The sequence below is a fragment of the Alteromonas sp. S167 genome, from assembly GCF_036864375.1.
GTDB lineage: Bacteria > Pseudomonadota > Gammaproteobacteria > Enterobacterales > Alteromonadaceae > Alteromonas.
This window is the reverse complement of record NZ_JAZETR010000002.1, coordinates 139,988-165,308: the sequence shown is the minus strand read 5'-3', so window position 1 is coordinate 165,308 and position 25,321 is coordinate 139,988. Positions and strand designations below refer to the sequence as shown.

The following is a 25,321-nucleotide window of genomic DNA, read 5'->3' as shown; positions in this document are numbered from 1 at the left end:
CTTAACGGGCGCTTTTGCTTTATAGGGAGGAGAAGAATTATACGATGAATAGTGAAATGTATACCTTGCTACAAGATATCTATGACGAAGTAGAGCCTATGCTTGGCATGGGAAAAGTGGCTGACTATATCCCCGCACTTGCTTCGGTAAATCCAAGGCAGTTTGGTATTGCCATATGCGATACACAAGGTCAGATAACATCTATTGGCGATGCAGGCGTACCGTTTTCTATTCAAAGTATTTCGAAAGTATTTAATTTGGTCTTGTCTATAAACCACTACGGTGAGGAAATGTGGGAGCGCGTAGGTTGCGAACCTTCTGGGCTACCTTTTAACTCTTTGGTGCAACTGGAGTATGAGAACGGTATTCCTAGAAACCCATTTATTAACGTCGGTGCATTGGTGGTGAGTGATATGGTGCAGTCGCGTTTCGCATCACCACATATAGCTATGCGCGATTTTGTAAGAAGGCTATCTTGCAATGGCGATATTGTGGTCAATAAGGTGGTGGCAGAATCTGAATACGAGCACCGCTCGAGAAATGCTGCCATGGCCTATTTAATGAAGGCGTATGGCAATTTCGACAATGAAGTGGAAGATGTTCTACGAAACTATTTCCATAACTGTGCACTAGAGATGAGTTGCGAAGACTTGGCGCGGTCAACAAGCTTTTTAGCCAATGCGGGTTTTTCATCATGTGCCAGTGAACAGGTACTAAGCCCTTACCAAACAAAACAAGTTAATGCGCTTTTAGCAACAAGCGGCATGTATGACGAAGCTGGAAGCTTTGCGTTTAAAGTAGGGCTGCCAGGTAAAAGTGGTGTAGGTGGTGGTATAGTTGCCGTTGTGCCCGGGCGTTTTTCTATTTGTGTATTTTCGCCTGCGTTAAACAGCGTAGGTAATTCACAGCTTGGGGTTGCAGCACTTACATCGTTAAGTGAGCGAATAAACTGGTCAATATACTAGCCTTTTTAAACGGTTAGTAACCGGTAAGCTCCATAAACCCAGTGCCACCGTGTGTACCAGTTACGTCAATTCTGCCTTCGTAGTAGGGAAATAAACTAGGATTCCACTGGTCTTTTTTAAATGGCGAGGTTAGCAGGTTTATTTCTTTTGAAGGAATGGATATTCGCCAACTCGTGGGTACGCTGTGCTCCTTGTTGTTAGAGGTAATGAGAGATGTTTTTTCAGGCTGAATAGATATTTCATCGCCATTTAGGGTTTCTTTGCGCCCATCTTTTCTTATAAAACTAGCCGTTGTAAAAACTTCCGACACACTGCCTGTATCGCTTGTATTACTTACGTTTCCTTCTGCTTCTTTTTCTGCATCTTTTTTCGTTGCATGCATCCGAAACGCCATTAGCTTGTCGCCATTATCAAAATGAAGAGAAAACCAATCCCAGCCCATGGCCTCGCTATTGGCAAGGTGACTTGTCCATTCGTGATCAAACCAGCCAAGCCCTTTTACTGTTATCTGTTTTCCATTAACTACAAGCGTGCCGTTCGCTTCAATGAATGGTTGGCTGTAATAATATGACCTAAGGCGCTCGTCATAGGTTTTCTTGCTATACCCATCGTCACCTTGTTTGATGTAGGGGCCGTTAGCAGTAAGTTGAAGAAATGCACTAGTGTTGCTAGAGACCGCTTGGGGAAATGTGACACTTAACGATGATGGAAATAAGTCGGCGTTAGTGTTGTTAGCTTGCCAGCTCCAGTCATCGATAACTGCTTCAAATGGCGCTGTGTTTACATAAGCATTACCTACGCCGCCAGCAGCAAAGCGCTCTTCAAAAAAATGCTCGTCTTTAGAATGAAGTGATGCATGCCCCATCCATTGTTGTGAATTTGACCAACTACTCGCATGTTGGGGCGAGTTAGATGTGTCTTGCTCTTCAAAACCAGCTTCAAAACCACCTTCAAAGCCACCTTCAAAAGCCTCACTAAAACGAAAAAGCGTAAACTGCATGCCATATTCATTTTCGTTTTCATCTTCAAGTACAAAAGTGAGATACCACCATTCAAGCTGAAACTCGGGATGGCTTTTATGATCTTCAGGCAGTTTAAGCAGTGTGTTGCGCTGTACTGATGCGGCGTTACTCACAGTATTATTGCTAGGCATATTGCCAAAAAATGAGGTGGGGCCTACATTTGTTTCGCTGTTGTTAGATTGGTTTTGTTCAGAGCAAGACATCAGCAGAACGACAACCGATAAAAGGGCAGAAGGTACTTGTATCCACTTCAAACTTAGTAGTATGGCTAGTGCTGTTCCTGCCACATATTTCAATTCAAAAACGCGCTCGCGGACTCTTATTATCGTTTTACTGCATGAGGTGAAAATCATAGCTGAGTATCCTGCCTTAAATCTATCTTAGGCTTCAGTTTGCCCAACGGAAGCAGTAACACTAGCGAGATAATTAATAGCGATACGCCTACGCTGGTGGCAATAACTTGTACGTTAATACTTAACGAATACGACCAGTTAAAGGCATAGCGATTTACCAAGTTAATAAATACATACGCCAGATAAATACCGCACGGAACACTGAGTAGAGCCGTTACTATGCACAGCAGCAAGTATTGAATAAATAATACTGCCTTTACTTTTAGCTGAGTAACACCCAGTGCACGCAATACAGAAAGCTGCGCTGCATTCCCTAATGTAAGCACCGTAAGTGAAACTGCAAAGGCAATACCGGCGACTAGCAAGGTGGTAATATTTAAGCCATCGGTAAGTACAAACGTTTTATCAAATGTATTTAAAGACAGCGCCATTAATTCTTGCTGAGAGAAAAGTTGGCCTGCATCTTCTTTTGTATTCAGTTTTAAAGCGCTTTCAATGTCGCTTTTAGTTACAACGCTGCTTTCATATGCTGTATTGCTTACTGTATTTTTCGGTGAATGACTTACCGTACTACCTTCCGAATCACTTACTGAGTGATTTACCGTATTGGTGTCAGTGATTTCGTACTCTGAGCTGCTGTGGATTGCGATGACACCCGAGAAGAGCGCATCACCACTTGCTGTATCGACACGATTAAAAAACGGCAACGGCACTAGAAGTTGGCCATTTAAATTGCCGTAATCTGGGTATACGCCAAGAACAGTCCATGTAACAGGTGAAGTGAAAATGTCATCGATAGCGCCTTGGATGTCATCTACATTTTCCTTGTCTTTTACCACACTTCGGTTTTCATTATTTTGGGGGTGATACGTTACGTTCGATAGTGTCAGGGTTTCACCCACTGAAATACCTAACGCAAACGCGAGCTGCTGATTAATGTAAACGCCTCGACCTTCTACAAAACGCTTCCAGGCATTGGGCTGTGCGAAATCCACAACCAGCGCCTCTCTTCCCGAGACGTGAGTGGGATAGCTACTAATAGAAACTCTATCTTCCTCTTTCCCTTGAAAAGTTGTCGTGCCTTGTGCCCGAAGTAATGGTGTTACTTGTGCGTTACTGGGAAGAGAAATTGTTGAAAGCGGTTGATTAGTATAAAGGTAAAAAGGTGCATAAAGCCGTTGGTCCAGCCATTGTTCAGTGGCAGACCGAAAGCTATCTGTCATGGTGTTCATGCCGATATTAGCGGTAAGGGCAATAAAGAAGGCGCACACTGCGAGTTTTGTTTTTCCCGAGAGTAAATGCATGTTCGCCATTACAAAATGAAAAACAGGCCATGATTTGGGGGCAACAACAGCAAGGCTTTTAGCAAGTAGGGGAAGCCAAAGCAGCACTAAAGAGCAACACAACAACAGCAAAGCAGCAACAAACAGCAATGCCATACCCGTATTATGCACTGTCTGCTGTATCGTGATTAATCCGGCGATCGCTGCAGCAGTGCACAGCGCCGCTGTTCTTACTGAGAGCGTTCTTACGCTTCTCACACGTTTAGGTGTGAGCGCATTGGTTAACTGTGAAACTGGCTTCACCGCAAAAAGCAGCAGCGAAACAAAAGTAATACTTAACGTAAGGGCAAACAAGAAAAGCAGATTTACGTCGGGGTTTATAAATACGGCATTAAACAATGAAGAAAAAGTACCGCTGATAATTGGGGAAAGCGCCGATGCAGCATAAAAACCTATTGCCATACCCGCTGGAACACTCACTATGCAGTAACATAAAAGTTCGGCATACAACGCTATTAGCAATTCTCGTTGACCAATACCCAGCTGGCGAAGTCGTACGATGTTGGGAAGCCTAGTGCGGTACATCAAGTTAATAGCATTTAGTACTATAAATAATGCTACAACGCCCATCAGGGCGCTCATTGCCCAAAGGTTTAGTTTAAAGCTTTGTGGTAGCGAGCCTGTTTCGTTTTGCTGCGAGGTGCTTTGTAGTACTACTTGATTGCCCAACAGTGTTTGAATATTCGAAATGTCTTCGGCAGTTAGCGTATGAACTGAAACAAAGCCAGAGAGTGGAGTAGACTCTTCGGTAATGCCAGCACTGTAAAATTGGCTCATTGCTACCAGCATTACACCTTGCTCTATGCGAGTAGTTACTACCTTTTTGAGCTTTTGATTTTGCAGTGTCTCATTAGTGCGAGTGGCAAGAGTACTTATAATAGGAGGGCTAACAGTAGGAGTGCGAATAGTAAGTAAGTCATCGCACGCCAGCTTGGCCGACGTTATAGGGTGTATTAGCGCCGCGTTACTCAATAGCTGATTTTGTGCGGTATTGGTTGTTGATGTGCTGTTAAAAAGTGATGCCGTGAGCTCACTAAAAGCACTGCCTAACAGTGGTTGATAATCCACCCCTACAAGCCTAAGCGTGCTTTTTGTATCGGCATCAAAGCTATCAGAATCTGAGCTAGTGGTATCTGAACCACAGGCAACATTTACCTGCCGTTCTGCCATGGCAATAAGCGAAGTAAAGCCCGCTTTGCGTAACCTTACATAATCGTTTTTGGTAAAGCCTTCTTGTCCGTCGCTAGGTTTTATTATTTGCCCTGATAATACCGATGAATTGCTTTGAAGCAGTGCACCTTGCGACGCACCTTCGTTTATAAGTAAAACGGTAATTAATCCCGCGTTAGCCAACATAATGGCTAACATGATCAGTAAAGGTTCCCACGGCCGCTTTTTGGCCATGGCAAGTAAGGTAAAAAGCGTTAGGTTAAAAGCGCGCATAAGGGGTAACTAACCCACTAAACCGAAAGTAAAGGTTGGTGCTTGGCATCTAAAAGTTTGCCTTGGTGTAAATGCATTGGCTTGTCTGCAAGTGCTGCAACGTCGCTGCTATGCGTTACTACAATCAGTGAGGTGTTTGTTGTTTTGCAGGTGTCAAACAGCAGCGCTGATACAAATTCACTGGTGGCCTCATCTAAATTACCCGTTGGTTCATCGGCCAACACCAGAGAAGGACGATGTACCAACGCACGGGCAATGGCGCAACGCTGTTGCTCGCCGCCAGACAGGTCGTTCAACGGCTTTTTAGCAAGGTCGCTAATATTGAGCTGCTGCATTAATGTTTTTTGAAAGGCGCTATCGTAGTTTCCTTTAAGCCGAGCGGTAAAAGCGATATTGTCCCACGCGTTAAAACAGTCAAACAAATTGTAACTTTGAAACACAATCCCTAAATGGTTTTTACGAAAGTTATCTAACGCTTTTTTGCTTTGCACTTTACGTGCGCTTTTCTTTATGGGCTTGGGCGTTGCTAGCTCGGGATTTGTTTGACCGTGCGTTGTGGCATTTGGTGTAATTTGCAAACCACCTACTGATATCAAACCACTGGTAACACTATCGAAGCCAGCGATTAAAGACAGAAGCGTTGACTTTCCGCACCCTGAAGCGCCTTGAATGCTTACCGACTGACCTTGTTCAACCTGAAGGTTTATGTTGTTGAGCAACGGAGCGGCGTCAGTTGAAAATGTTTTTACTAAATTATTGATGAGCAGCATAGAAAGTACTTACAAAGCGATAAGTTACAACGACATTACTACTACGTGTTCGACGGTCTTTTTGTTTACTTATGTTTGAATGGGAACACGGTGCTTGCAGCAGTTAGAAAGTAAGAAATGTAAGCGCAATAAAAAAGGGCCATTAGGCCCTTTTTTATTGGTTTATAAAGTTATCTAGCTCTTCGCCAGTAATGTTCTTTATTTGAGCGAACAAATACCAGAGTGCTGCGATTAGCAATATCATGCTGGGTATAACAATTACTGGGTAGCTTAGCGCTGTCATACGGCCTAACTCTTCGGTGTAGGCGGTAGTGCCAGGCTCGCTCACTAGAATTATTTTTGCCAAAATGTAGTTAAGTGCAGAGGATAAGAAAAACGAGCTTGCAACAATGTAAGAGCTAACCGCCACTTTTTTCTTAAACTCAGATTGCTTGCCTTTTGCATCGAGCACTGCGTTAAGGTGCGGCCAATTAATGATTTGGTCGTTAAGAATAAGCATTTTAACCAGTGGCTTGTTGGAATATTGAGTGACCAATACCGCAATGCCTATTATTCCGGGAATTGCTGCTTCTTTAATTGCGATGTATTCCGCGGGAAGTTTTAGCAGACTAAAACCGCCGGTTAACAGCACGCTTATTATGCCTAAAATAGAAAAGCCGTTTACTTTTCCTGATGCTTTTAAATCCCACAAGCCATAGCCTATCGGAAAGCTCAAAGCTGCTACGATGCTCCACGCTGGCCCTAAATATTCATCAGAGCTTGCGTAGCTCATTAGCACCACGGGAATAATAATATTAAACGCAAGGTTACCAAAAAAGCCTTGGTTCTTTTGTGTAGGTTGTTGTACTGCTGACATAGTTACTTTAAATGTTAAGTCTTGGGTTCAATTATACGGAAACGAGTTATCGTGCCCAGTGCCATGCGGCAATTAAACCGCCAATAAAGCCAAATAAGTGATATTCAAAGGAAATAAACTTCGACGTAGGGAGTACACCAACTAACATTCCTCCATAAAGCGCAGCCACTAATAACGAAATAAGCAAGTATTTGACTTTTTTGCTTCTAAAACCGGCGAGTACAAGAAAACCAAAATAACCATACACCATGCCGCTTGCGCCAATGTGTGTGGCCGTTCGCCCGAATAGCCACACGCCTAAGCCACCAATGATCAAGGCACTGAGTGTAGCTATCAGAAAAGTACGTCTTCCCCATTGCATGGTTAACCACATAAACAATAACAACGGCACAAGGTTTGCCATTAAATGGGTAGGCGTGCCATGCAAAAATGGCGCAGTAAAAATATAGGGCAAGTGCGACAATGAGCGCGGCACAACACCAAACTGATTAAGGGCATTACCTGTTAAGATATTCGCCACTTCAATAACAATAAGTAACGCACCTAATGTTAATAAAACCCTTATTTGAAAAGAGAGTGGCTTCATTTCGATTTCCTCTTTACTACCAGTTAAAGCACCGCAAAAACGTGTGGCACTACGTGCGATATTATATGATGCACAGCCTTTAGAAATGATGCTGCGATAAACGATGCTACAGGATGATATGCGGCAAATACCTCGATAAGTCCTGCGTTATGGCAGACTTATCCTCCCTTACGGAAATGCCCGCAGGCATATCATCAACAAGCCAGCTTCCTATGAGTGTATGATTACCTTCAAAAACAGGCAATGGTTCAAATGCCTGAATAATAAAGCCTTCCTCGCCGTACGGGCCGCTACTTAATTCACTCTCTACGCCATTTTCGATGAGCGACACATTGGCACCTTCTCTGGAAAATAGGGGTTTTTTAATCCACTTTCCTGACAACGCATTGTTTTTGATATCTTCTGCAAAGTAAGCAGGAAGCAGGTTGGGATGGCCTTCGAAGCGTTTCCACAGCTGTGGCAACAAGGCCTTGTTAGACAGAATTGACTTCCACGCTGGCTCTAACCAACTAACATTGGCATCGTCAAGTACATTGCCAAACTCCTCACGAAGCATAAACTCCCAAGGATAAAGCTTAAAACAATCGGTTATTGGGTTATCTTGTAAGTCGGTGAAAACACCAGTATCAGCAAGGCCAATGTCTTCAATATAAACAAAATCAGCGGTAAGCCCTGCTTCTTTAGCGCAGTCTTGAAGGTATTGCACAGTACCGCGGTCTTCTACGGTATCTTTACAACACGCCATATGCAGTTGGTTAATACCATAGTGCAGCGCTATCTCTTTAAAACGATGGACAAGCTTTTCTTGTAAGCTGTTGAATTGATCTGCATGGCGAGCAAGCTTCCCACTATCAACATTTTGTTCAAGCCACAGCCATTGCCAAAAGCCAGACTCGTACAAACTGGTCGGTGTGTCTGCATTGTTCTCTAACAGTTTTGCCGGCGCTTTTCCGTTGTAAACCAAATCAAGGCGTGAATATAAGCTGGGATCTCTTTGAAGCCAGCTGTTTCTTACTGTGTCCCAGTGTGCTTCAGGAATACCAAATTGTGTAAGCAGTGATTCACTGTTAACCACTTCGTCGGCCACGGCCAGGCACATTTGATGGAGCTCAGCAGTAGGGTCTTCTAAGTCTTCTTCAATTTGTTCGAGAGTAAATTGATAATACGCACTTTCGTCCCAGTAAGGCTCGCCATACATAGTATGAAAGTGAAAACCGAATTCATTAGCCAGCTGCTGCCAGCCCTTTCTTGGCTGGCATGGCATTCTAAACATAGTTAGCCGCCCCAGCCGCCTTTACGGCCACTGCTGCCCCAAGATGACTTCGCGCGAACGCTGCTGCCAAAGCCGCCGCGTTTCATTGTGCGGTTTACAGTGGGTTTAGGCTTATAAACGTCTTTATTAACACGATAGTTACGTTTTCGTATATCGCCGTCAAACACATAACCATCTGCGGTAATCCAGCGTGAACGGAAAGGAGAGTTATACGAATACGATGTATATAGTGGTTGAGAGTAATATCGGTTAGGCGATAATAGTGAGCTAACCATATAGCCAGCCATAAACGGCATGAAAAAGCTGCCGCTGCTGTTGTTTACATACTGGCATTGGTTAGGGCCGAACTCATATTCGCAGTCATATTCTGAATTAAACCGCGGGCTGGTACGCATGGCTTCATCAACGGCTGTTTGATAAGCCGCTTCGCAACGTTCAATAGCGTCTGGGAAGTCCTGCTTGCAGTCTTCAAGTGAAGTATAAATAGTCGCATCTTCACGTTCTGCACCGCAGGCACTTAACATGACGCTGGCCACACTAAGCGCAATAGGTTTAATACTGAACGCTTTACGCATACGCGTTAAGTCGATGTTTTTACTTCGCTTAAGCTTTCTTGGCGCTTCATTAATATTGTGTTTTAGTTCAGTCATCAGCGCGCCCCTAGTAGGTCATGCAAGCCGCATTTAACAAGCCAACCGCAACTGACATGCTGGCCAGCATAACACCTGCTGATACTTCGTTGTTGTTAATGCGCTCGGCAATTTTAGGCATAAAGCTAAAACGCAGAAGGGCAAATGCAAGTGACTGCGCAATTAACGCAACGAGTGCCCATACCGCAAAATCAAGCAATGCAACCGAGTTCGATGCAGCGCCACCTAAGGCAATGGCAAATCCAATTATGGCTCCGCCAAATCCAATAGCAGCTGCAACGTTCTTTTCTTCTTTTACAAGCTTCCATTCATCATGCGGCGTAACAAGCGCGTAAGCTAATTTAAAGATGAAAAGAAAGACAATAGACAGGCCGAAATACAGTGCGAAGCTTCCAAGGCCAGCCAGTGAATGCATAATGGTTTCCATAGATAATCCTTTTTTCTTAACCGTTAATTGTTATATCTGCGGGTTGAATATCGAAGCCTGTTGAGATTACCAGGCATCGATCCATATTATTACCAACTTGTTTTTCTTCGCCAACAACCAGCAATGTTTCTACACGCTCATTATCTAGCGGGCGTTCGTAAAGCATCATGAACTGATCTGTTTTACTTACGTCACCGTCTTCCTCATAGGTGGTTTCTGTTACGGCTACTGGTGGAGATTCCTCACCAACGGCTTCCCAAACACGAGTAAACACTTTACCGTCTAATTCATAAGTTGGTTTACTAATAAGGTTTTTCAGGCAGTCGTTCCACTGCGCACTACTGCCAATGGTTTGCGTGTCATAAAAGTGCCAAAGCTTTACATCTGTGATGTGATTTTCGGTAGTACCGCCGTCCAGTACAACTTGCAGAAATGCGTCGTCGTCGGTGTAAAAACGTAGTAATGTGCCGCCTGTATCAAGAGGAGCTTCACCTACGGCTTGAATAAGCTGGGAACGTGCGGCGCCTTCAATGGTAAGCTCTGGCTCTATAAGCGACATTTTTAAATTATCTAGCTCAAATGAACCACCAAGGTACAGCCCCATAATTTCTGGCGCTTTCGGCTTACTGGGCGTCGACTTTTTAAACAGTTTACTAAACATAGAAATAGCCTTTTAGTCTGCGTCTAACGACGACCAATTGATGGCATTAATACGGTGCTCGGCTATGTAAAACAGTGTGTCACCGGCGTTTAGCGTTTCTTCTAGCGGCGGGTTTACTACCATTTCTTTTATTTTGGCGTTAGGGGCATAGCCAATAAAAATAGCGTTATGCTTGCGCTTCAAATTAATAAAAAGCTTTGCTACTGAAATTGTAGGGCTGTTTTCAGGAATTTTTACTGAAAACTGCGCCTGCCCATCTTCAACACTTAATAAGTCGTGATGAAGCATACTCGAACCCGGGTCGAAGGCGGCTTTTGCTAGCATTTCAACGGCCACACTTGGCGTGCATTCTACTCTAGGGCAGTGATCTTGCAGCAATCCAACAAGGCTGTCGTCGTCAAAGTAGGCTACTTGATGCGCTTCTGGATTTCGTTTTGCGCAATATAATGCGGTTGTCATGGTGACATCGTCTTGCGGGTTATCGATAAGTATTGTTCTTGCCTCAGCCACGCACGCTTTATCCATGTCCTCATCTTTGTTGAAAGAGTCAACCTTAACGAACTCAATGACGCCTGGCATAGGATTTTCAATGTCTTTCTTCACACACAACACAATATCAGGGCGTTCTGGCATTGCATCGCGTTCACGTATTAATAAATCTAACAGCAGCATTGTGCGCTGCTCATTCCATCCAATTACTAAAATATGCTGGTCTAGGTGCAAGCTATTCATACCCATTAGCCCTTTTTTCCATTGTCCTGTAACCCAAGCTGCTATTCGCCCAATAACCATAGCGAATATACTTAATCCAAGCGGTATAACGTAAAGTGCTACAACAATTTTCCCCGCCGAAGAGGAAGGGGAGAGGTCGCCATAACCTACAGTAGATGCCGTTACTGCAAGCCAATAAATGAAGTCGACGTTGCCAATAAGGTCATGCTCGCCTGCAGCATAAAGAAGCCAATAACTTGAGGCTGCGTAAAAACCGGTGGCACCTAATATTGTGTACCAGCGAGACTCCGCAAAATGCTTCAACATTATTTTGCGCAGCTTAATCCATGGAGACGGAGACATATTACCCAAAAGCCCTTTTTTCGCGTTATGTTACTGTGCCCCGAATATTGGGAGCTTGTCTATGGTTTATGTGTAACAAACCATTGTTCCTAACCACTTTTCATAAGGTAACAAACAAAAAAGGAGCCCGAAGGCTCCTTTTGCCCGGGTGCTTTCACAACCGGAGTATTACTTATTTACCTAAAATGCGTGCTAGCTCATCGTCGGCAGATGTTTTACCGCCTTTAATGCCTGCTTCCGCCAAACGTTTTTCTAAATCGCTGCTTGATTCTTCGGTTGCAAGCTCTTCAGCTGCTTGAAGTTCTGCAGTTCGCATTTTTTGTTTTTCTTGGATACGAGACAGCGATTCAGTAGCCGTTTTCATTTTACTATTCGCACCCATGTGTCGCGATGATACGGCAACTTGTGCTTTTTGAACGCTTTCCGTTGCCTTTACCATATCAACCTGCTGTTCTAAACGGCGAAGGTTAGCTTTTGCTTGTTGTATGTTTTGAGCAAGTTGCTTTTCAGACTGTTTAAACTGATCAAGATACGCCTGTTCTTGGTCGCGTTCTTCTTTAAGTTCCGACACTTTCTGGGCACAGTCTAAGGCTAGCTGTCGATCAGTATCTATTGCTTTGCGAGCGTGAGCTTCGTATTCCGCAATAGAACTATCAAAGCTGTCTACTTTTTGCTGAGATAGTTTGCATTTAGCCAAGATTTGGGTACGAGCGTGATCTGACTTGCGAAGCTCTTCTTTTGCTTCTCGTATTTCTTGTTCCAGAATGCGAATAGCTTGGCTGTCTACCACTGACTGCGCAGCTTCGGTTGCACCACCTTTCACTGCTGTTACTAATTTTTTCCACACAGACATTTGCTTCTCCTTAGAAGTAAATTATTAGTTAAGGTGTGTTTCGTATGCATCTAAAAACGACGCAACATTCTGAAACAGCGTTTCTACTTCAATTACAATGCTTTCGGCTTTTGATTGTGCACTGAGTGCGCCAAAAGCGGTGTAGTATTCTTCGCCATTAATAGTAGATATACCCACTGTTGTAAGCGGGAATACCATGTGTGATGACAATATTTCATGATCTAATGCAGGCTTATCCTTTACCTCTGATGCTGCAAACAATAAGCTTTCCACTAAAATTTGCTCACCACTTATGGCTAGCCAGGCGTCAATGCCGTCTTGATTAGCTATTAGTAAGCAGTTTTCTTCTCGTGTTACCACAAAGTCATCAACCTCTTTTAACAAGGTTTCGATGCTTTCTAGTTCCCAGCTCATGGCTTTCTCCTTTATTTTTGAAGCGATGATGTCGTGTGAAAGTCGAATTTTAGTAAAACGCGACACCCTACTGTAACGACAATTTCTGTACACGCCAATATCTAGACTTGCAGTGTAGACTCGATATGCCATAATCGTCAATATAAAATCACTCCATAAGTGTAAAAAAGTGTGTTTTTGTAAATTATAAGTCACATTTGTATATTTTTAGAGGTGCCATTTGAGTACAAAGAATGCGTGGCGACAAGCGGTTGCAAGGGTAGTTAAAAGTGAAATGTCTGTACGAGGGGTGAAATATCAAACGTTAAGCCAGCGGCTTGAAGAAATTGGTATAGATCAAAGTGCAGATAATTTAAGGAATAAGGTGAACAAAGGAATAATGGGCGCTGATTTATTGCTTCAGATATTGTATGTACTGAAGGCGCGCCCAATAGACTCTACGCTTTTAGAAGAAATCTTAACTGACCTACAGTAATAAAATGCGTAAACTATGTATCTATCGTTTTTGATTGAAAACGATGTTGAACGTGCAGGCAAAAAAATACCCAGCAAACACCGGGTATGAATGATAAGGAATGTTATGGGAGAACATCATCACTATCTGTACGCATCTTAACCGTTTAAGGTTGTAAGCGCTATCAAGGAAAAGTGATTTGACGTATGTGGCATTATAATAGGGTATTGATATTTATACGCTTTGTTTATAAATGGTTGATTTTATTGGTTTTTTATTGGTTTTAGTGAGCTTTGCGTTATGAAAAAGCGTAACGAAATGGTGTGATTTTAGCTTAACGTGTTCTTAACGTTAGAGAGTTAGTGAATTAATTTACGGTCTATAGTGTTGTTTTTATTATGAAGTTATCTGATTTCAGTTTTGAATTACCTGAAGCGCTTATTGCGAAATACCCAACTGAGCAACGCGCAGCTAGTCGCCTTTTACATCTTGACGGTAAAACCGGGCATGTTGCCCATACCATGTTTGCCGATATGCTGAAGTTTGTTGAACCGGGAGACCTGCTTGTTTTCAACAACACTCGAGTTATCCCTGCGCGTTTGCTAGGCAAAAAAGAAACAGGGGGCCAGGTAGAAGTATTAATCGAACGTATTACTTCAGACAATACAGCGCTTGCCCATGTTCGCGCTAGCAAAGCACCAAAGCCTGGCACAAAACTTATACTGGAAGATAAGGTAAATGTAACGGTAACAGGGCGCGCTGAAGCGCTATTTGTTCTTCAATTTGAGCACGACGATACAGTGTTAAGTTTGCTTGAAGCACACGGCCACATGCCATTACCGCCTTACATCGACCGTCCTGATGAAAACTCAGACAAAGAACGTTATCAAACGGTTTACAACGAAAAACCGGGTGCAGTGGCTGCGCCTACAGCAGGCCTTCATTTTGACGATAGCATATTAGCGGCGCTAAAAGAGAAGGGCGTTAACTTAGCATTTGTTACGTTGCATGTTGGTGCGGGAACTTTTCAACCTGTTCGCGTTGATAATATCCAAGAGCACAAAATGCATGCTGAATATGCAGAAGTTCCTCAAGAAGTGGTAGATGTAGTAATAAGCACAAAAGCAAATGGAAAACGCGTCATTGCCGTAGGAACAACGTCTGTACGTTCGCTAGAATCTGCAGCTAAAGCAAGCAGTGAGCGCGGCGATGAAGCTGTTATTGCTCCTTTCTACGAAGACACCGAGATCTTTATCTATCCGGGCTTTGAATTTAAAGTAGTAGATGCGATGTTTACTAACTTCCATCTTCCAGAATCTACGTTAATGATGCTCATCAGTGCGTTTGCAGGGAAAGAGCACGTTATGAATGCGTATCAAGAGGCCATAAACGAAGAATATCGATTCTTTAGTTATGGCGACTCTATGTTTATTGAGCGTGGATAAACTCGCACGCTCAAACTCGTGTAGTAGTGAACAAACGCTGCATTTTATCTACTCACTTAAAGTACAAATGAGTAGTTGATTTGCAGCTTAATTCGCTGATTTAAAGCTACATTTACCACACAATCTGCGTTTGTTTCTGTATTCATTCATCCTGCGGCTTGTTTTAATTCGCCTTTGATGACGGATAAACATAGATACAGGGCATGATCTCAGCAAAATTACTGGTATAATCGCCGCCAATTATTTTTTACACCCAGCGCAGCTGCGCATCAAAGTGGGAATATTTTCACATGCAATTTGAGTTGTTAAAAACCGAAGGACGCGCTCGCCGCGGTCGTTTGGTATTTGAGCGAGGTGTAGTAGAGACACCTGCGTTTATGCCTGTAGGTACTTACGGCACCGTTAAAGGAATGACGCCAGAAGAGTTGAAAGACAGTGGCGCACATATTTGTCTAGGAAACACATTCCACCTAATGCTTCGCCCCGGCACCGGCATTATCCGTGAACATGGCGACCTTCATGACTTTATGAACTGGGATAAGCCTATTCTTACCGATTCAGGCGGTTTTCAGGTGTTCAGCCTAGGCGACCTGCGTAAAATTACTGAAGAAGGGGTGACCTTCCGCTCACCAATTAACGGTGAAAAGATTTTACTTACGCCTGAAAAATCGATGGAAGTGCAGCGCGATTTGGGCTCTGACATCGTCATGATTTTCGACGAATGTACGCCATACCCGGCAACGGAACAAGAAGCACGCGTTTCAATGGAAATGTCGTTACGTTGGGCTAAACGAAGCAAAGAAGCGCACGGTGATAATCCTGCGGCGCTATTTGGTATTATTCAAGGCGGTATGTACGAAGGTTTACGCGACGTATCGCTTGCAGGTCTAGAAGCTATTGGGTTCGATGGTTACGCTATCGGCGGTTTGTCGGTGGGCGAGCCGAAAGAAGACATGATTCGCATCATCGATCACACGGCACCTAAGATCCCAGAAAACAAGCCGCGTTACCTAATGGGTGTAGGTAAGCCGGAAGACCTAGTGGAAGCAGTACGACGCGGTATTGATATGTTCGATTGTGTTATGCCTACTCGTAACGCTAGAAACGGTCACCTGTTCGTCACCGAAGGTATCGTTAAAATCCGAAACGCAAAACACAAAAACGATACGTCGCCACTTGATGAAAATTGTGACTGTTACACTTGTAAAAATTATTCTCGTGCTTATTTACATCACTTAGACAAATGTAATGAGATATTGGGTGCGCGTTTAAACACCATTCACAACCTTCGTTACTACCAGCGTGTTATGCAAGGCCTTCGCGATGCAATTGACGCGGGTACGCTGGATGAATTTGTACAAGAATTTTATGAACAAAAAGGGTTGCCGGTTCCGGCACTATAACAACGATAATAATTGGGGAATTTTATGAGCCTATTTATCTCAAACGCTTACGCGCAATCTGCTGGTGGTGCTCAACAGGGTGGTGGCATGGAAATGCTTATCATGTTGGCAGTATTCGGTTTAATTTTTTACTTTCTACTTTACCGCCCACAAGCGAAGCGTGTTAAAGAGCATAAGAACCTTGTTTCATCACTGGGTAAAGGTGATGAAGTACTAACGCAAGGTGGTTTAGTAGGTAAAATTACTAAGGTGTCGGAAGAGAAAGACTTTATCGAAGTGGCACTAAATGAATCAAACAACATTGTTGTTCAGAAGTCTTCAGTTACTGCTGTGCTGCCTAAAGGCACAATGAAGTCACTGTAAGTAACAACCGCCGGGGCCGGGATGCTTCCCGGTACTGGCACGAAAGGATTATCCAGTGCTAAATAAAAATACCATCTGGAAAGTACTCAGTGCACTCATTGTTGTTGCAATGTGTGCATTGTACGCACTTCCAAATATTTACGGTGAAGATCACGCCGTTCAAATTTCTGCAGGACGTGATGCAGTAGTAACCACTGCTACTGTTGACCAAGTAAAAGCAGCGCTTGCGGAAAAAAATATCACTCCGAAACGCGTTGAATTTGAAAATGAGCAAATTCTTGTTCGCGTTTCAGATTCAGACACACAATTAGTTACTCGCGAAGCACTGGAAAAAGTGTTGGGCGATGACTACTTCGTGGCAATGAACCTTGCACCCGATACGCCTGACTGGCTAGAAAGCCTTGGCGGTGCACCAATGAAACTTGGTCTTGACCTTCGTGGTGGTGTTCACTTCCTAATGGAAGTCGACATGACAGAGGTTATTGCTAAGTCACTTGAAGATGCGGAAAGTGGCTTTCGTACTTCACTTCGCGAAGAAGGCATTCGCTATCGTGGCGTTAAGCAAGAAGGTAATCACGTAGATATTACGTTTCGCGATGAAGACGCTCTAGATAAAGCTGAGTTCTTTTTGCGTAACCAAAGCCGTGACTTAACATTTAACCAAGTTGATGACTTAACCCTTCGCGCTGTTTTCGCTGAAAGCAAGCTGCAAGAAATTCGCGATAACGCCGTTAAGCAAAACATCACCATTATTCGTAACCGTGTTAACCAATTAGGTGTTGCCGAGCCACTGGTTCAAAAGCAAGGTGCTGACCGTATTGTAGTTCAGCTACCGGGTATTCAAGATACTGCGCGAGCAAAAGAAATTCTTAATGCAACCGCAACGCTTGAATTCCGTATGGTAGACCAAAAAAATGACATCCGTGATGCATTGAATGGTCGCGTTCCTCCTGGGTCTCAAGTTATTGAAGACCAACAAGGCGTTCCACAGCTTCTAGAAAAGCGCATTATGCTTACGGGTAGCCACATTATTGATGCTAACAGCGGCGTTGATGAGTATGGTCTACCGAATGTAAACATCTCGCTAGACTCAGAAGGCGGTAACAAGATGTCACGCTCTACTCGTGGCAATATTGGTAAGCCTATGGCAACCGTGTTTATTGAGTACAAATCTACTGGCGAGCGAAACAAAGACGGTAAATTAGTATTTGAAAAGCAAGAGCAAGTTATCTCTGTTGCTACTATTCGTGCGCAGCTTGGTAGCAAGTTCCAAATCACCGGCCTTGATTCACCTAAAGAAGCCCGTGACTTAGCGTTATTACTTCGTGCAGGTGCGCTAATTGCGCCAATTCAAATCGTTGAAGAACGTACGGTTGGTCCTAGCTTAGGTAAAGAGAATATTGAGCTGGGCATGCAGGCTATAATTTTTGGTCTTGCCGCTGTACTTATCTTTATGCTGATTTATTACAAAGCGTTTGGTGTTGTAGCCAACGTAGCTTTGGTAACCAATCTTGTAATGATTGTGGGTATTATGTCGATGATCCCGGGTGCTACGCTAACGCTTCCCGGTATGGCAGGTATTGTACTTACGGTTGGTATGGCCGTTGATGCGAATGTGCTTATTTTTGAGCGTATCCGTGAAGAGTTACGCGATGGACGTAGTCCTCAGCAGGCTATTCATCATGGTTACGACAGTGCATTTTCAACTATTTTGGATGCAAATATCACAACGTTTATTGCTGGCCTTATATTGTTTGCCGTTGGTACCGGCCCAATCAAAGGCTTCTCTATTACGCTTATGATTGGTATCGCTACCTCAATGTTTACCGCCATCTTGGTAACGCGCGTTATCGTTAACGCCGTGTGGGGTGGTAAACGCATAGACAAATTGGCGATTTAAGGAGCGTAACATGCAATTATTAAAACTTTCCGAAACCGTCAATTTCATGCGCCTTCGCATACCTGCGATGGTACTCTCTACTGTGCTTATTTTGGGCTCTATCGTGTCACTGGGCGTGAATAGTCTGAACTGGGGGCTAGATTTCACCGGCGGTACGTTAATTGAAGTGGGTTATGAAGATGCTGCAAACCTAGAAGCAATTCGTGTGCAGTTAAACGGCGCAGACTTTGAAGATGCCATTGTACAAAACTTTGGTAGCAGTCAAGATGTGCTTATTCGAATTGCACCTCGTGACGGAATTAAAGCAGAGACCATTGGTGAGCAAGTGCTTGCAACACTGCGTTCTGATGGTACTTCTGTTGATATGCGTCGTATTGAATTCGTAGGTCCGAATGTGGGCGAAGAGCTTACAGAGCAGGGCGGCTTAGCCATGCTAGTGGCGTTGCTGTGTATTCTTGTATACGTAGCAATGCGATTCGAGTGGCGTTTTGCACTGGGCTCGGTATCCGCACTTATTCACGACGTTATTCTTACTTTAGGTTTATTCTCTGTACTGCAAATTGAATTCGATTTAACGGTACTTGCGGCGGTGCTAGCAGTGATTGGTTACTCGCTTAACGACACCATTGTTGTTTCTGACCGTATCCGTGAAAACTTCCGTAAAATTCGAAAAGGCGAGCCCGTTGAGATCATCAATATCTCTCTTACTCAAACCTTGAACCGTACCATAATCACTTCACTTACTACTGTGCTTGTGTTGGTAGCATTGTTCTTTAAAGGTGGCGCGCTAATTCATGGTTTTGCCACTGCACTGTTGTTTGGTGTAGTAGTAGGTACTTACTCGTCTGTTTACATTGCAAGCTCTGTTGCGTTGGCGTTAGGTATCAGTAAAGAAGACTTGATGCCTCCACAGGTTGAAAAAGAAGGCGCCGACTTAGATCCAATGCCTTAAGCATTTTCTACGTAGTCGCAATGAAATGTTAAAAGCCGCACCTAGTGCGGCTTTTTTGTAGTTTATACTCGCTATGTAAGAAAAGAAAAAGGCGCGGGTATTGAACCAGCGCCTTCCTCGTTTTGTTTGTTCGTGTGGTGTATTTAGCGCTACACCAAGCGCTTTGACCTATTTAAGGTGCTTAGCTCTGTTTAAGGTGCTTAGCCTTATTTTAGATGTTTCACTAGGCCCTGAACAACCTTAACGCTGCCGGCAACAATTTCGCCTTTGTTAAGAGGGTCATTGCCGCCTTTAAAGTCTGTTACCAAGCCGCCAGCTTCGCGAACGATCAGTTCACCTGCTGCGATGTCCCAAGACTTAATGCCACGCTCCCAGTAACCATCGTGTCGACCAGCCGCTACGTATGCTAGGTCAAGTGCTGCGCTACCGCCGCGACGAATATCACCCACTTCGTGGAAGATTTTGTTTAGGCTTAGTGCGTATTCGCCAAACTGCGATTTGTTTTTAAACGGAAGACCCGTAGCGATAATGGTTTCAGTAAGATCGCGTGGTTTAGACGCACGAATGCGGTAACCGTTTAGCTGCGCACCTTGGCCACGGCTAGCGGTGAATAGTTCACTACGGATAGGGTCGAACACAACCGCTTGATCTAAACGGCCTTTGTGTAGAAGTGCAATTGAAACGGCAAAATGAGGGATGCCTTTAACAAAATTGGTGGTGCCGTCTAGCGGATCGATAATCCACTGATAGTCGGTTTCTTTACCGTGAATCTCACCCATTTCTTCGCCAAGGAAGCAATGCTCTGGGTATGATTGCTGAATTTTATAAACAATTGCTTGTTCTGCTTCTTTATCAACTTGTGTAACGAAATCGTTTAAGCCTTTAGACTCGGTTGCAACTTCATTATGTTTTTCAAAACCACGAACAATAACTGTTCCAGCCGCACGCGCAGCGCGCACCGCAATATTCAGCATAGGATGCATAGATAAACCACCAATTGTAAAAGACCAATGAAAAAAGCCAGCTGTATAAAAAATAGCTAGCTGTTTTCGAAAACGGGCGGAGTCTACCAGAATCATGCTGTGATGCAAATGAATTTGGTCGTATTGAAACGAGGGCTTTCACAAAGGCGTTGTGAATAGCCATCTATACTGCCGCTGTGATAAACTTAAAACATTAGAAATTGCCTGTTAAGCAGCGTGTTGTTTCACAGCAACATCTTTATCAAGCGCAATAAAGATTATTCTTAGGTATACAAAACATGCTCGAAAACATTCGTATTATATTAGTTAACACGTCTCATACCGGAAACATAGGTTCAACTGCTCGTGCTATGAAAACGATGGGGTTAAGCAACCTTTACTTAGTTGATCCTGTTAACGAACCTGATGGACAGGCGAGTGCTTTGGCGGCAGGTGCTGGCGATGTTTTAGCGAATGCGAAAATAGTAAGTACATTAGAAGAAGCAGTGAAAGATTGTGGTCTTGTTGTTGGTACATCAGCACGTTCTCGTACGCATTCTTGGCCAATGCTTGGGCCTCGTGATTGTGGTGAGAAGCTAGTGCAAGAAGTGGAAAAATACCCGGTTGCACTCGTGTTCGGTCGTGAGAATAGTGGCTTAACCAATGAAGAGCTTCAGCAATGTCACTTCCATATGTGTATTCCTGCAAACCCTGAGTATAGCTCATTAAATTTAGCGGCAGCGGTTCAAACACTGTGTTACGAAATAAGAATGGCGTATTTAAATCGCGAAACGTATCCAAGTGTTGAAGAAGAATACCCCCTTAACGAAGACTTAGAGCGCTTTTATGTGCACCTTGAGACCACGCTAGAAAAGACATCTTTTATCCGTAAAAGTCACCCTGGCGTGGTAATGACCAAGCTTCGCCGCCTGTTTAATCGAGCGCGCCCTGAATCACAAGAATTGAACATATTACGTGGTATTTTGGCGTCTATCGACAAGTCGGTAAACGCAGACACAGCCCAAGCTGCTAGCGTCGAAGCTGACGCTGAGATTAATAAAGAGTAAGCACTATGTTTGCCCGTATAAAAGACGATATCCAAGGTGTGTTCCATCGTGACCCCGCAGCACGAAATACCTTTGAGGTGCTAACCAACTACCCAGGTTTACACGCAGTTTGGCTACATAGAGTGAGTCATAAACTGTGGAAGGCTAATTGGAAATGGTTAGCAAGAACTTTGTCTACGTTTAGTCGTTGGCTAACAGGCATTGAAATTCATCCTGGGGCAACACTGGGGAATCGAGTTTTTATCGACCATGGCATGGGGGTGGTAATTGGCGAGACTGCTGAAATTGGCGATGACGTAACGCTTTATCATGGCGTGACTCTTGGAGGCACTAGCTGGAAAGCGGGAAAGCGTCACCCAACACTTAAAAAAGGTGCGGTTGTGGGAGCTGGAGCAAAAGTGCTAGGGCCTATTATTATTGGTGAAAATGCGAAAGTTGGATCTAATTCTGTCGTGGTGAAAGACATCCCTGATGGTGCTACCGCTGTTGGCATTCCAGGTCGTATTATTATTTCCAAGCAACATGACGCAAATGCCACCGTTAACCCCCAACGAGACAAGATTGCGCAAAAATATGGTTTCGACGCCTATGCCGTGGCGCCAGATAACCCTGACCCTGTGGCCAATGCAATGGGCATCATGCTGGAACACATGCACCAAATGGACACCAAAGTTGAAGAAATGTGTAAGGTTATTCAATCCTTAGGTGGTGAAGTGTGCACAGAGAACTTACATAATATAAGCGCTGAAGACTTCGCTAACACAGGTATCGATTTAGCGAACGCACAAAAACAAGAACAAGCGCATTCTTCGTTCGATCCGGCAATTTAAAATCAGTAGCAAGTATCATAAACAAGCTCAGTTATAACTGGGCTTTTTGGGTTTGAAATATTCGTTTTTACAATCAAAATAATTTCGTGTTGTCGCTTTACTTGATGTTTTATTAGAAGAAGTTTATGGTTGATTTTTGTTCGCTTGACCCATTGGAGTAGGGATAAAGCGAAACGCTTATATATCGCCTACTTATAGAAAAGGAACTTCAATGAGAAACATCATTTCACTTGTTCTCATCTCTCTGTTTATCCAGCAGTCAGCAAACGGTGCTGTAATATCATCATACTCTGGAAGCAGTGTATCTGTTCATAACTGCTCAGGTGTAAATGCAGAATATATCGAACAAAACCAACAAAAAATCATCGACTTTGCTCGTGAACTAAATTATCAAAACGCGTGTGAACAATCGTCATACGAAAAGGGAGCGGAGCAAGAACGTTTTGCAAAGCAATTTGATGGGCAAAGCGCTACAACGTCACTTTATAACGCCGTTTACTCAGAAAGTGAGTTACAAAATACTGTTTTGTCGTTACCAGAAATCCATATGTTAGCAAGCAGCAACCAAGGAAATATGAGCATAGCACGCAGCTTTGCTGTGCAGGGCTTTTTATGGACTGGTGAAGATACAACTTTGTCGTTTGATGCAGACTTAGATTACACAATAAGTGAAGATCAGTATGATCAATACGGAAATAGAATTGTTGGGGCTTATTACGAATCAGTTATTGCTGCTAGCTCAAGTATTAGACTTTCTACCGCCGACAATGATATATACCCGCTGAACTTTGATGAGGGTAGCTTACTAGGTGGCCAGTTCTATTCATCGGATAATACAGAACTAGCGGGGCAAGCTCGATATGATGAAATTCAGCTGGGCTTTCATTTTGACGTTAAGAAAGACAGTGTGTTCTATCTTTTTGGGCGTGCAACGGCTTACGGTTGGAACGGCGGTTTTGTCGATTCATTGAATACGCTTACCACCACTCTACGAATTACGGGAAAAACGTTTGAAGAAAGTAATTCAATCCTAAGCACATCTATAGCTTTACTTGAGCCCACTGCAGTGTCGTCACCGTCAACTTTCCAGTTATTCATTCTAACATTTATCGGTTTGGTAATAAGAACTAAACGAAAACACACAAACATATAACGGCCTATCTATGCTTTTTGGAATACTACAAATTATCCCCGTAATTCTATGTGCTTCTTATGAATGTGAGGCTGGTGCAGATGAAACACCATATGTAGAAGAAACAATTCATGTGCAAAGCGAAACTCATCAAGCTGAATTCTTCTTTGAACAGGCTCGGATACATGAATTGGGGGAAGGAGTACCTCAGGATTATGTGAAAGCAAAAGGTTTTCACGAAAAGGCAGCATCTTTGGGTTCAATTAAGTCAATTTCTAGACTGGGGTCTTTATATTATTGGGGAAAGGGAGTTGAGAAGGACAGTGCTAAGGCGATTTCTTTTTGGAAAGAAGCGGCTGCAGCAGGAAACGAATACTCGCTGTTTTATATGGGAGACATGAATCGCCTAGGTGTAGAAGGAGAGATAAATATAGACCGGGCACTAGAGTATTACCTTGCATCTTTTGAGCAAGGTTATGAGCCTGCTATTTGTCAGTATGGTGACCTTATGTCAAGACGGGACCCTGATGATGTGCTGCGAATAGCAGAGCTAATGGAGAGTGCTGCACTAGATGGGGAAGCACTTTGTATTCGTGCTATTTCATGGTTACTTTATGAAGGTTTTGATAAACATAACGATGCTGAAAAGCTTTTACATTGGGTAAACTACGGAGTAAGCCGCGATAACGCGGAAGCGACGTATGTAAAAGCGTTAATTTATGATTTCGACAAAACGAGTATTGATGCCAATCCTGAAATCGCTAAGCAGTATTATCTCAAAGCAGCAGAGTTAGGCAAAGGCGCTGCATATACCAATTTGGGTTTTATGTACGAAGAGGGAAAATTTGGTCATGAAGATCCCATTTCTGCTAAATACTACTACGAGCAAGCAATCGAAGCTGATGAAACTTGGGGCTATAACAACTTAGCGACATTCTATCACAGAGGTACTGGCAAAGAAGTTAACTACGAAAAAGCACGAGAGTTATACGAAATTGCAGCGAAAAGAGGGAACTCTTATGCTCATAGTAATCTGGGAGGAATGTACGCATATGGTAATGGAGTTGAAGTTGATGCGTATAAAGCAGAGTCACTTTACAAAAAGTCGATCGAATTAGGTTTCGACAAGGCCAAGATACATCTTGCTGAATTATATTTAAATCAAGAGCTCCCTCTTTTCAATAGAGCACTAGCGTTAGATTACCTTTATGAGGCAATCCAAGATGGTGAAGAGTTTGCACTTGAAAGATTGGCTGAACAATTCAAAGATGAAGAACGTAAGTGGTTTGTTGCATCTGAGGGAGATGCTCAAATAGCCTTCGATTTAGCAGCTCATTACGCAGAGGCGGACAACATTGCAGAGGCATGTAACTGGTATCTAGTGGCCTTTGAACGAAAGCATGATGAAGCCTATCTTGATTTACTCGACTGTGTAAAAGATAACAAGCTCGCAAACTCACCTTTTACTGACCATCTAGAAGTAGCAGCACAGTGGGCAAAGCACCAAGAGTGGGACGCTGACTCGCTTATTGGTGAACTTTTTTATTACGGTATAAGCGTTACCACCGATAAGTTAAAGGCGGCAGAATACTTTCACGCTGCTCATCAAAATTCAGGTGACTCCATTGCACAATACAAATTAGGCGTGATGTACTTAGAAGGCGATGGTGTATCCAAAGATGAAGCCACGGGGCGTCAGTTTCTTGAATTATCCAGCGAGCAAGGGGTAAGCGCTGCTTTTAAACAATTGAGCGAAGTTTACCGCAAGGGTAAAGGTGTTCCTGTAGATTTGCCAAAAGCATTCGAATATGCCAAGGCAGGCGCCGAATATGTTGACGATGTTGATGCAACGTATCAATACGCAGAAATGCTGCTTAACGGCGAAGGGACGGAAAAAAACATAGCGCTTGCAATAGATTGGTTTGATAGAGCAATTCAATTAGGCCACTGTAAAGCACAATGCGCCCTAGGTAACGTACTAGCCGAGTTCCCACAAAATCAAGAACATAAATCAAGAGCCGTGCAGCTACAGGAATTTTGCACCATCAAAAAACCTATATGTGCCAATAATACCTGACTAAAACACTAGGTCTTATACTTGACCATTTTAGTCGGGTATGTGA

General features: G+C 43.5%; 24 protein-coding genes. 11 read left to right on the top strand and 13 right to left on the bottom strand.

The window, feature by feature from the left end:
• Positions 1-56 precede the first annotated feature (56 nt).
• Complete coding sequence (gene glsB / locus V7R35_RS04000) at positions 57-965, top strand: glutaminase B (protein WP_334013806.1); 909 nt, start codon at positions 57-59, stop codon at positions 963-965.
• 13 nt (positions 966-978) lie between these two features.
• Here glsB and V7R35_RS03995 read toward each other — a convergent pair whose 3' ends face one another.
• The 12 genes from V7R35_RS03995 to V7R35_RS03940 all read right to left on the bottom strand — a co-directional run bounded on the left by V7R35_RS03995 (position 979) and on the right by V7R35_RS03940 (position 12,690).
• On the bottom strand, positions 979-2,340 hold the full coding sequence (locus V7R35_RS03995) for a lipocalin-like domain-containing protein (protein WP_334013414.1): 1,362 nt from the start codon (positions 2,338-2,340) through the stop codon (positions 979-981).
• Positions 2,337-5,126 (bottom strand): ABC transporter permease, encoded by a 2,790-nt coding sequence (locus tag V7R35_RS03990; RefSeq protein ID WP_334013413.1) that lies wholly within the window; start codon positions 5,124-5,126, stop codon positions 2,337-2,339. The genes V7R35_RS03995 and V7R35_RS03990 overlap by 4 nt, the downstream gene beginning before the upstream one ends.
• A gap of 17 nt (positions 5,127-5,143) precedes the next feature.
• A complete protein-coding gene (locus tag V7R35_RS03985) occupies positions 5,144-5,896 on the bottom strand; it encodes an ABC transporter ATP-binding protein (RefSeq protein ID WP_334013412.1) in 753 nt (250 codons plus the stop codon).
• Between the two features lie 154 nt (positions 5,897-6,050).
• Positions 6,051-6,752, bottom strand: a complete 702-nt coding sequence (locus V7R35_RS03980; protein ID WP_334013411.1) for a VC0807 family protein — start codon at positions 6,750-6,752, stop codon at positions 6,051-6,053.
• Between the two features lie 46 nt (positions 6,753-6,798).
• Positions 6,799-7,338 carry a rhomboid family intramembrane serine protease gene (locus V7R35_RS03975; RefSeq protein WP_334013410.1) on the bottom strand — a complete coding sequence of 180 codons (540 nt, stop codon included), beginning with the start codon at positions 7,336-7,338 and terminating at the stop codon, positions 6,799-6,801.
• Between the two features lie 106 nt (positions 7,339-7,444).
• Positions 7,445-8,611 (bottom strand): glutathionylspermidine synthase family protein, encoded by a 1,167-nt coding sequence (locus V7R35_RS03970; RefSeq protein ID WP_334013409.1) that lies wholly within the window; start codon positions 8,609-8,611, stop codon positions 7,445-7,447.
• 2 nt (positions 8,612-8,613) lie between these two features.
• Positions 8,614-9,261 (bottom strand): DUF1190 family protein, encoded by a 648-nt coding sequence (locus tag V7R35_RS03965; protein WP_334013408.1) that lies wholly within the window; start codon positions 9,259-9,261, stop codon positions 8,614-8,616.
• A gap of 10 nt (positions 9,262-9,271) precedes the next feature.
• The gene (locus tag V7R35_RS03960) at positions 9,272-9,688 is read right to left on the bottom strand and encodes a DUF350 domain-containing protein (protein WP_334013407.1); all 417 of its coding nucleotides are present in this window, start codon (positions 9,686-9,688) and stop codon (positions 9,272-9,274) included.
• A gap of 16 nt (positions 9,689-9,704) precedes the next feature.
• A complete protein-coding gene (locus V7R35_RS03955) occupies positions 9,705-10,349 on the bottom strand; it encodes a YjfK family protein (RefSeq protein ID WP_334013406.1) in 645 nt (214 codons plus the stop codon).
• Between the two features lie 12 nt (positions 10,350-10,361).
• Entirely contained in the window at positions 10,362-11,387 is a 1,026-nt protein-coding gene (locus V7R35_RS03950; protein ID WP_334013805.1) for a potassium channel protein, read from the bottom strand.
• Between the two features lie 208 nt (positions 11,388-11,595).
• Positions 11,596-12,276 carry a PspA/IM30 family protein gene (locus V7R35_RS03945; RefSeq protein WP_334013405.1) on the bottom strand — a complete coding sequence of 227 codons (681 nt, stop codon included), beginning with the start codon at positions 12,274-12,276 and terminating at the stop codon, positions 11,596-11,598.
• A 24-nt stretch (positions 12,277-12,300) separates the two neighbouring features.
• The gene (locus V7R35_RS03940; protein ID WP_334013404.1) at positions 12,301-12,690 is read right to left on the bottom strand and encodes a DUF2170 family protein; all 390 of its coding nucleotides are present in this window, start codon (positions 12,688-12,690) and stop codon (positions 12,301-12,303) included.
• Between the two features lie 274 nt (positions 12,691-12,964).
• Here V7R35_RS03940 and V7R35_RS03935 point away from each other — a divergent pair, with 274 nt between their 5' ends.
• The 6 genes from V7R35_RS03935 to secF all read left to right on the top strand — a co-directional run bounded on the left by V7R35_RS03935 (position 12,965) and on the right by secF (position 19,207).
• The gene (locus tag V7R35_RS03935; RefSeq protein WP_334013804.1) at positions 12,965-13,165 is read left to right on the top strand and encodes a DUF6471 domain-containing protein; all 201 of its coding nucleotides are present in this window, start codon (positions 12,965-12,967) and stop codon (positions 13,163-13,165) included.
• A gap of 377 nt (positions 13,166-13,542) precedes the next feature.
• The gene (gene queA / locus V7R35_RS03930; protein ID WP_334013403.1) at positions 13,543-14,589 is read left to right on the top strand and encodes a tRNA preQ1(34) S-adenosylmethionine ribosyltransferase-isomerase QueA; all 1,047 of its coding nucleotides are present in this window, start codon (positions 13,543-13,545) and stop codon (positions 14,587-14,589) included.
• A gap of 290 nt (positions 14,590-14,879) precedes the next feature.
• Positions 14,880-15,992: a tRNA guanosine(34) transglycosylase Tgt gene (gene tgt / locus V7R35_RS03925; protein ID WP_334013402.1), complete on the top strand. Its 1,113-nt coding sequence runs from the start codon at positions 14,880-14,882 to the stop codon at positions 15,990-15,992.
• 24 nt (positions 15,993-16,016) lie between these two features.
• Positions 16,017-16,355: a preprotein translocase subunit YajC gene (yajC, locus tag V7R35_RS03920; RefSeq protein ID WP_334013401.1), complete on the top strand. Its 339-nt coding sequence runs from the start codon at positions 16,017-16,019 to the stop codon at positions 16,353-16,355.
• 55 nt (positions 16,356-16,410) lie between these two features.
• Positions 16,411-18,255: a protein translocase subunit SecD gene (gene secD / locus V7R35_RS03915; protein WP_334013400.1), complete on the top strand. Its 1,845-nt coding sequence runs from the start codon at positions 16,411-16,413 to the stop codon at positions 18,253-18,255.
• 10 nt (positions 18,256-18,265) lie between these two features.
• The gene (secF, locus tag V7R35_RS03910; RefSeq protein ID WP_334013399.1) at positions 18,266-19,207 is read left to right on the top strand and encodes a protein translocase subunit SecF; all 942 of its coding nucleotides are present in this window, start codon (positions 18,266-18,268) and stop codon (positions 19,205-19,207) included.
• Between the two features lie 206 nt (positions 19,208-19,413).
• Here the strand turns inward: secF and suhB are convergent, their stop codons facing one another.
• A complete protein-coding gene (gene suhB, locus V7R35_RS03905) occupies positions 19,414-20,190 on the bottom strand; it encodes an inositol-1-monophosphatase (protein ID WP_334013803.1) in 777 nt (258 codons plus the stop codon).
• A 278-nt stretch (positions 20,191-20,468) separates the two neighbouring features.
• On the opposite strand from suhB, the gene trmJ reads away from it, so the two are divergent.
• From trmJ to V7R35_RS03885, 4 genes are all read left to right on the top strand, one after another.
• Positions 20,469-21,236, top strand: a complete 768-nt coding sequence (gene trmJ, locus V7R35_RS03900; protein ID WP_334013398.1) for a tRNA (cytosine(32)/uridine(32)-2'-O)-methyltransferase TrmJ — start codon at positions 20,469-20,471, stop codon at positions 21,234-21,236.
• A gap of 5 nt (positions 21,237-21,241) precedes the next feature.
• Positions 21,242-22,066, top strand: coding sequence for a serine O-acetyltransferase (gene cysE / locus V7R35_RS03895; protein WP_334013397.1), 825 nt, complete (start codon positions 21,242-21,244; stop codon positions 22,064-22,066).
• 211 nt (positions 22,067-22,277) lie between these two features.
• Entirely contained in the window at positions 22,278-23,219 is a 942-nt protein-coding gene (locus V7R35_RS03890) for a hypothetical protein (protein WP_334013396.1), read from the top strand.
• A gap of 10 nt (positions 23,220-23,229) precedes the next feature.
• Entirely contained in the window at positions 23,230-25,275 is a 2,046-nt protein-coding gene (locus tag V7R35_RS03885) for an SEL1-like repeat protein (RefSeq protein WP_334013395.1), read from the top strand.
• Positions 25,276-25,321: the final 46 nt, after the last annotated feature.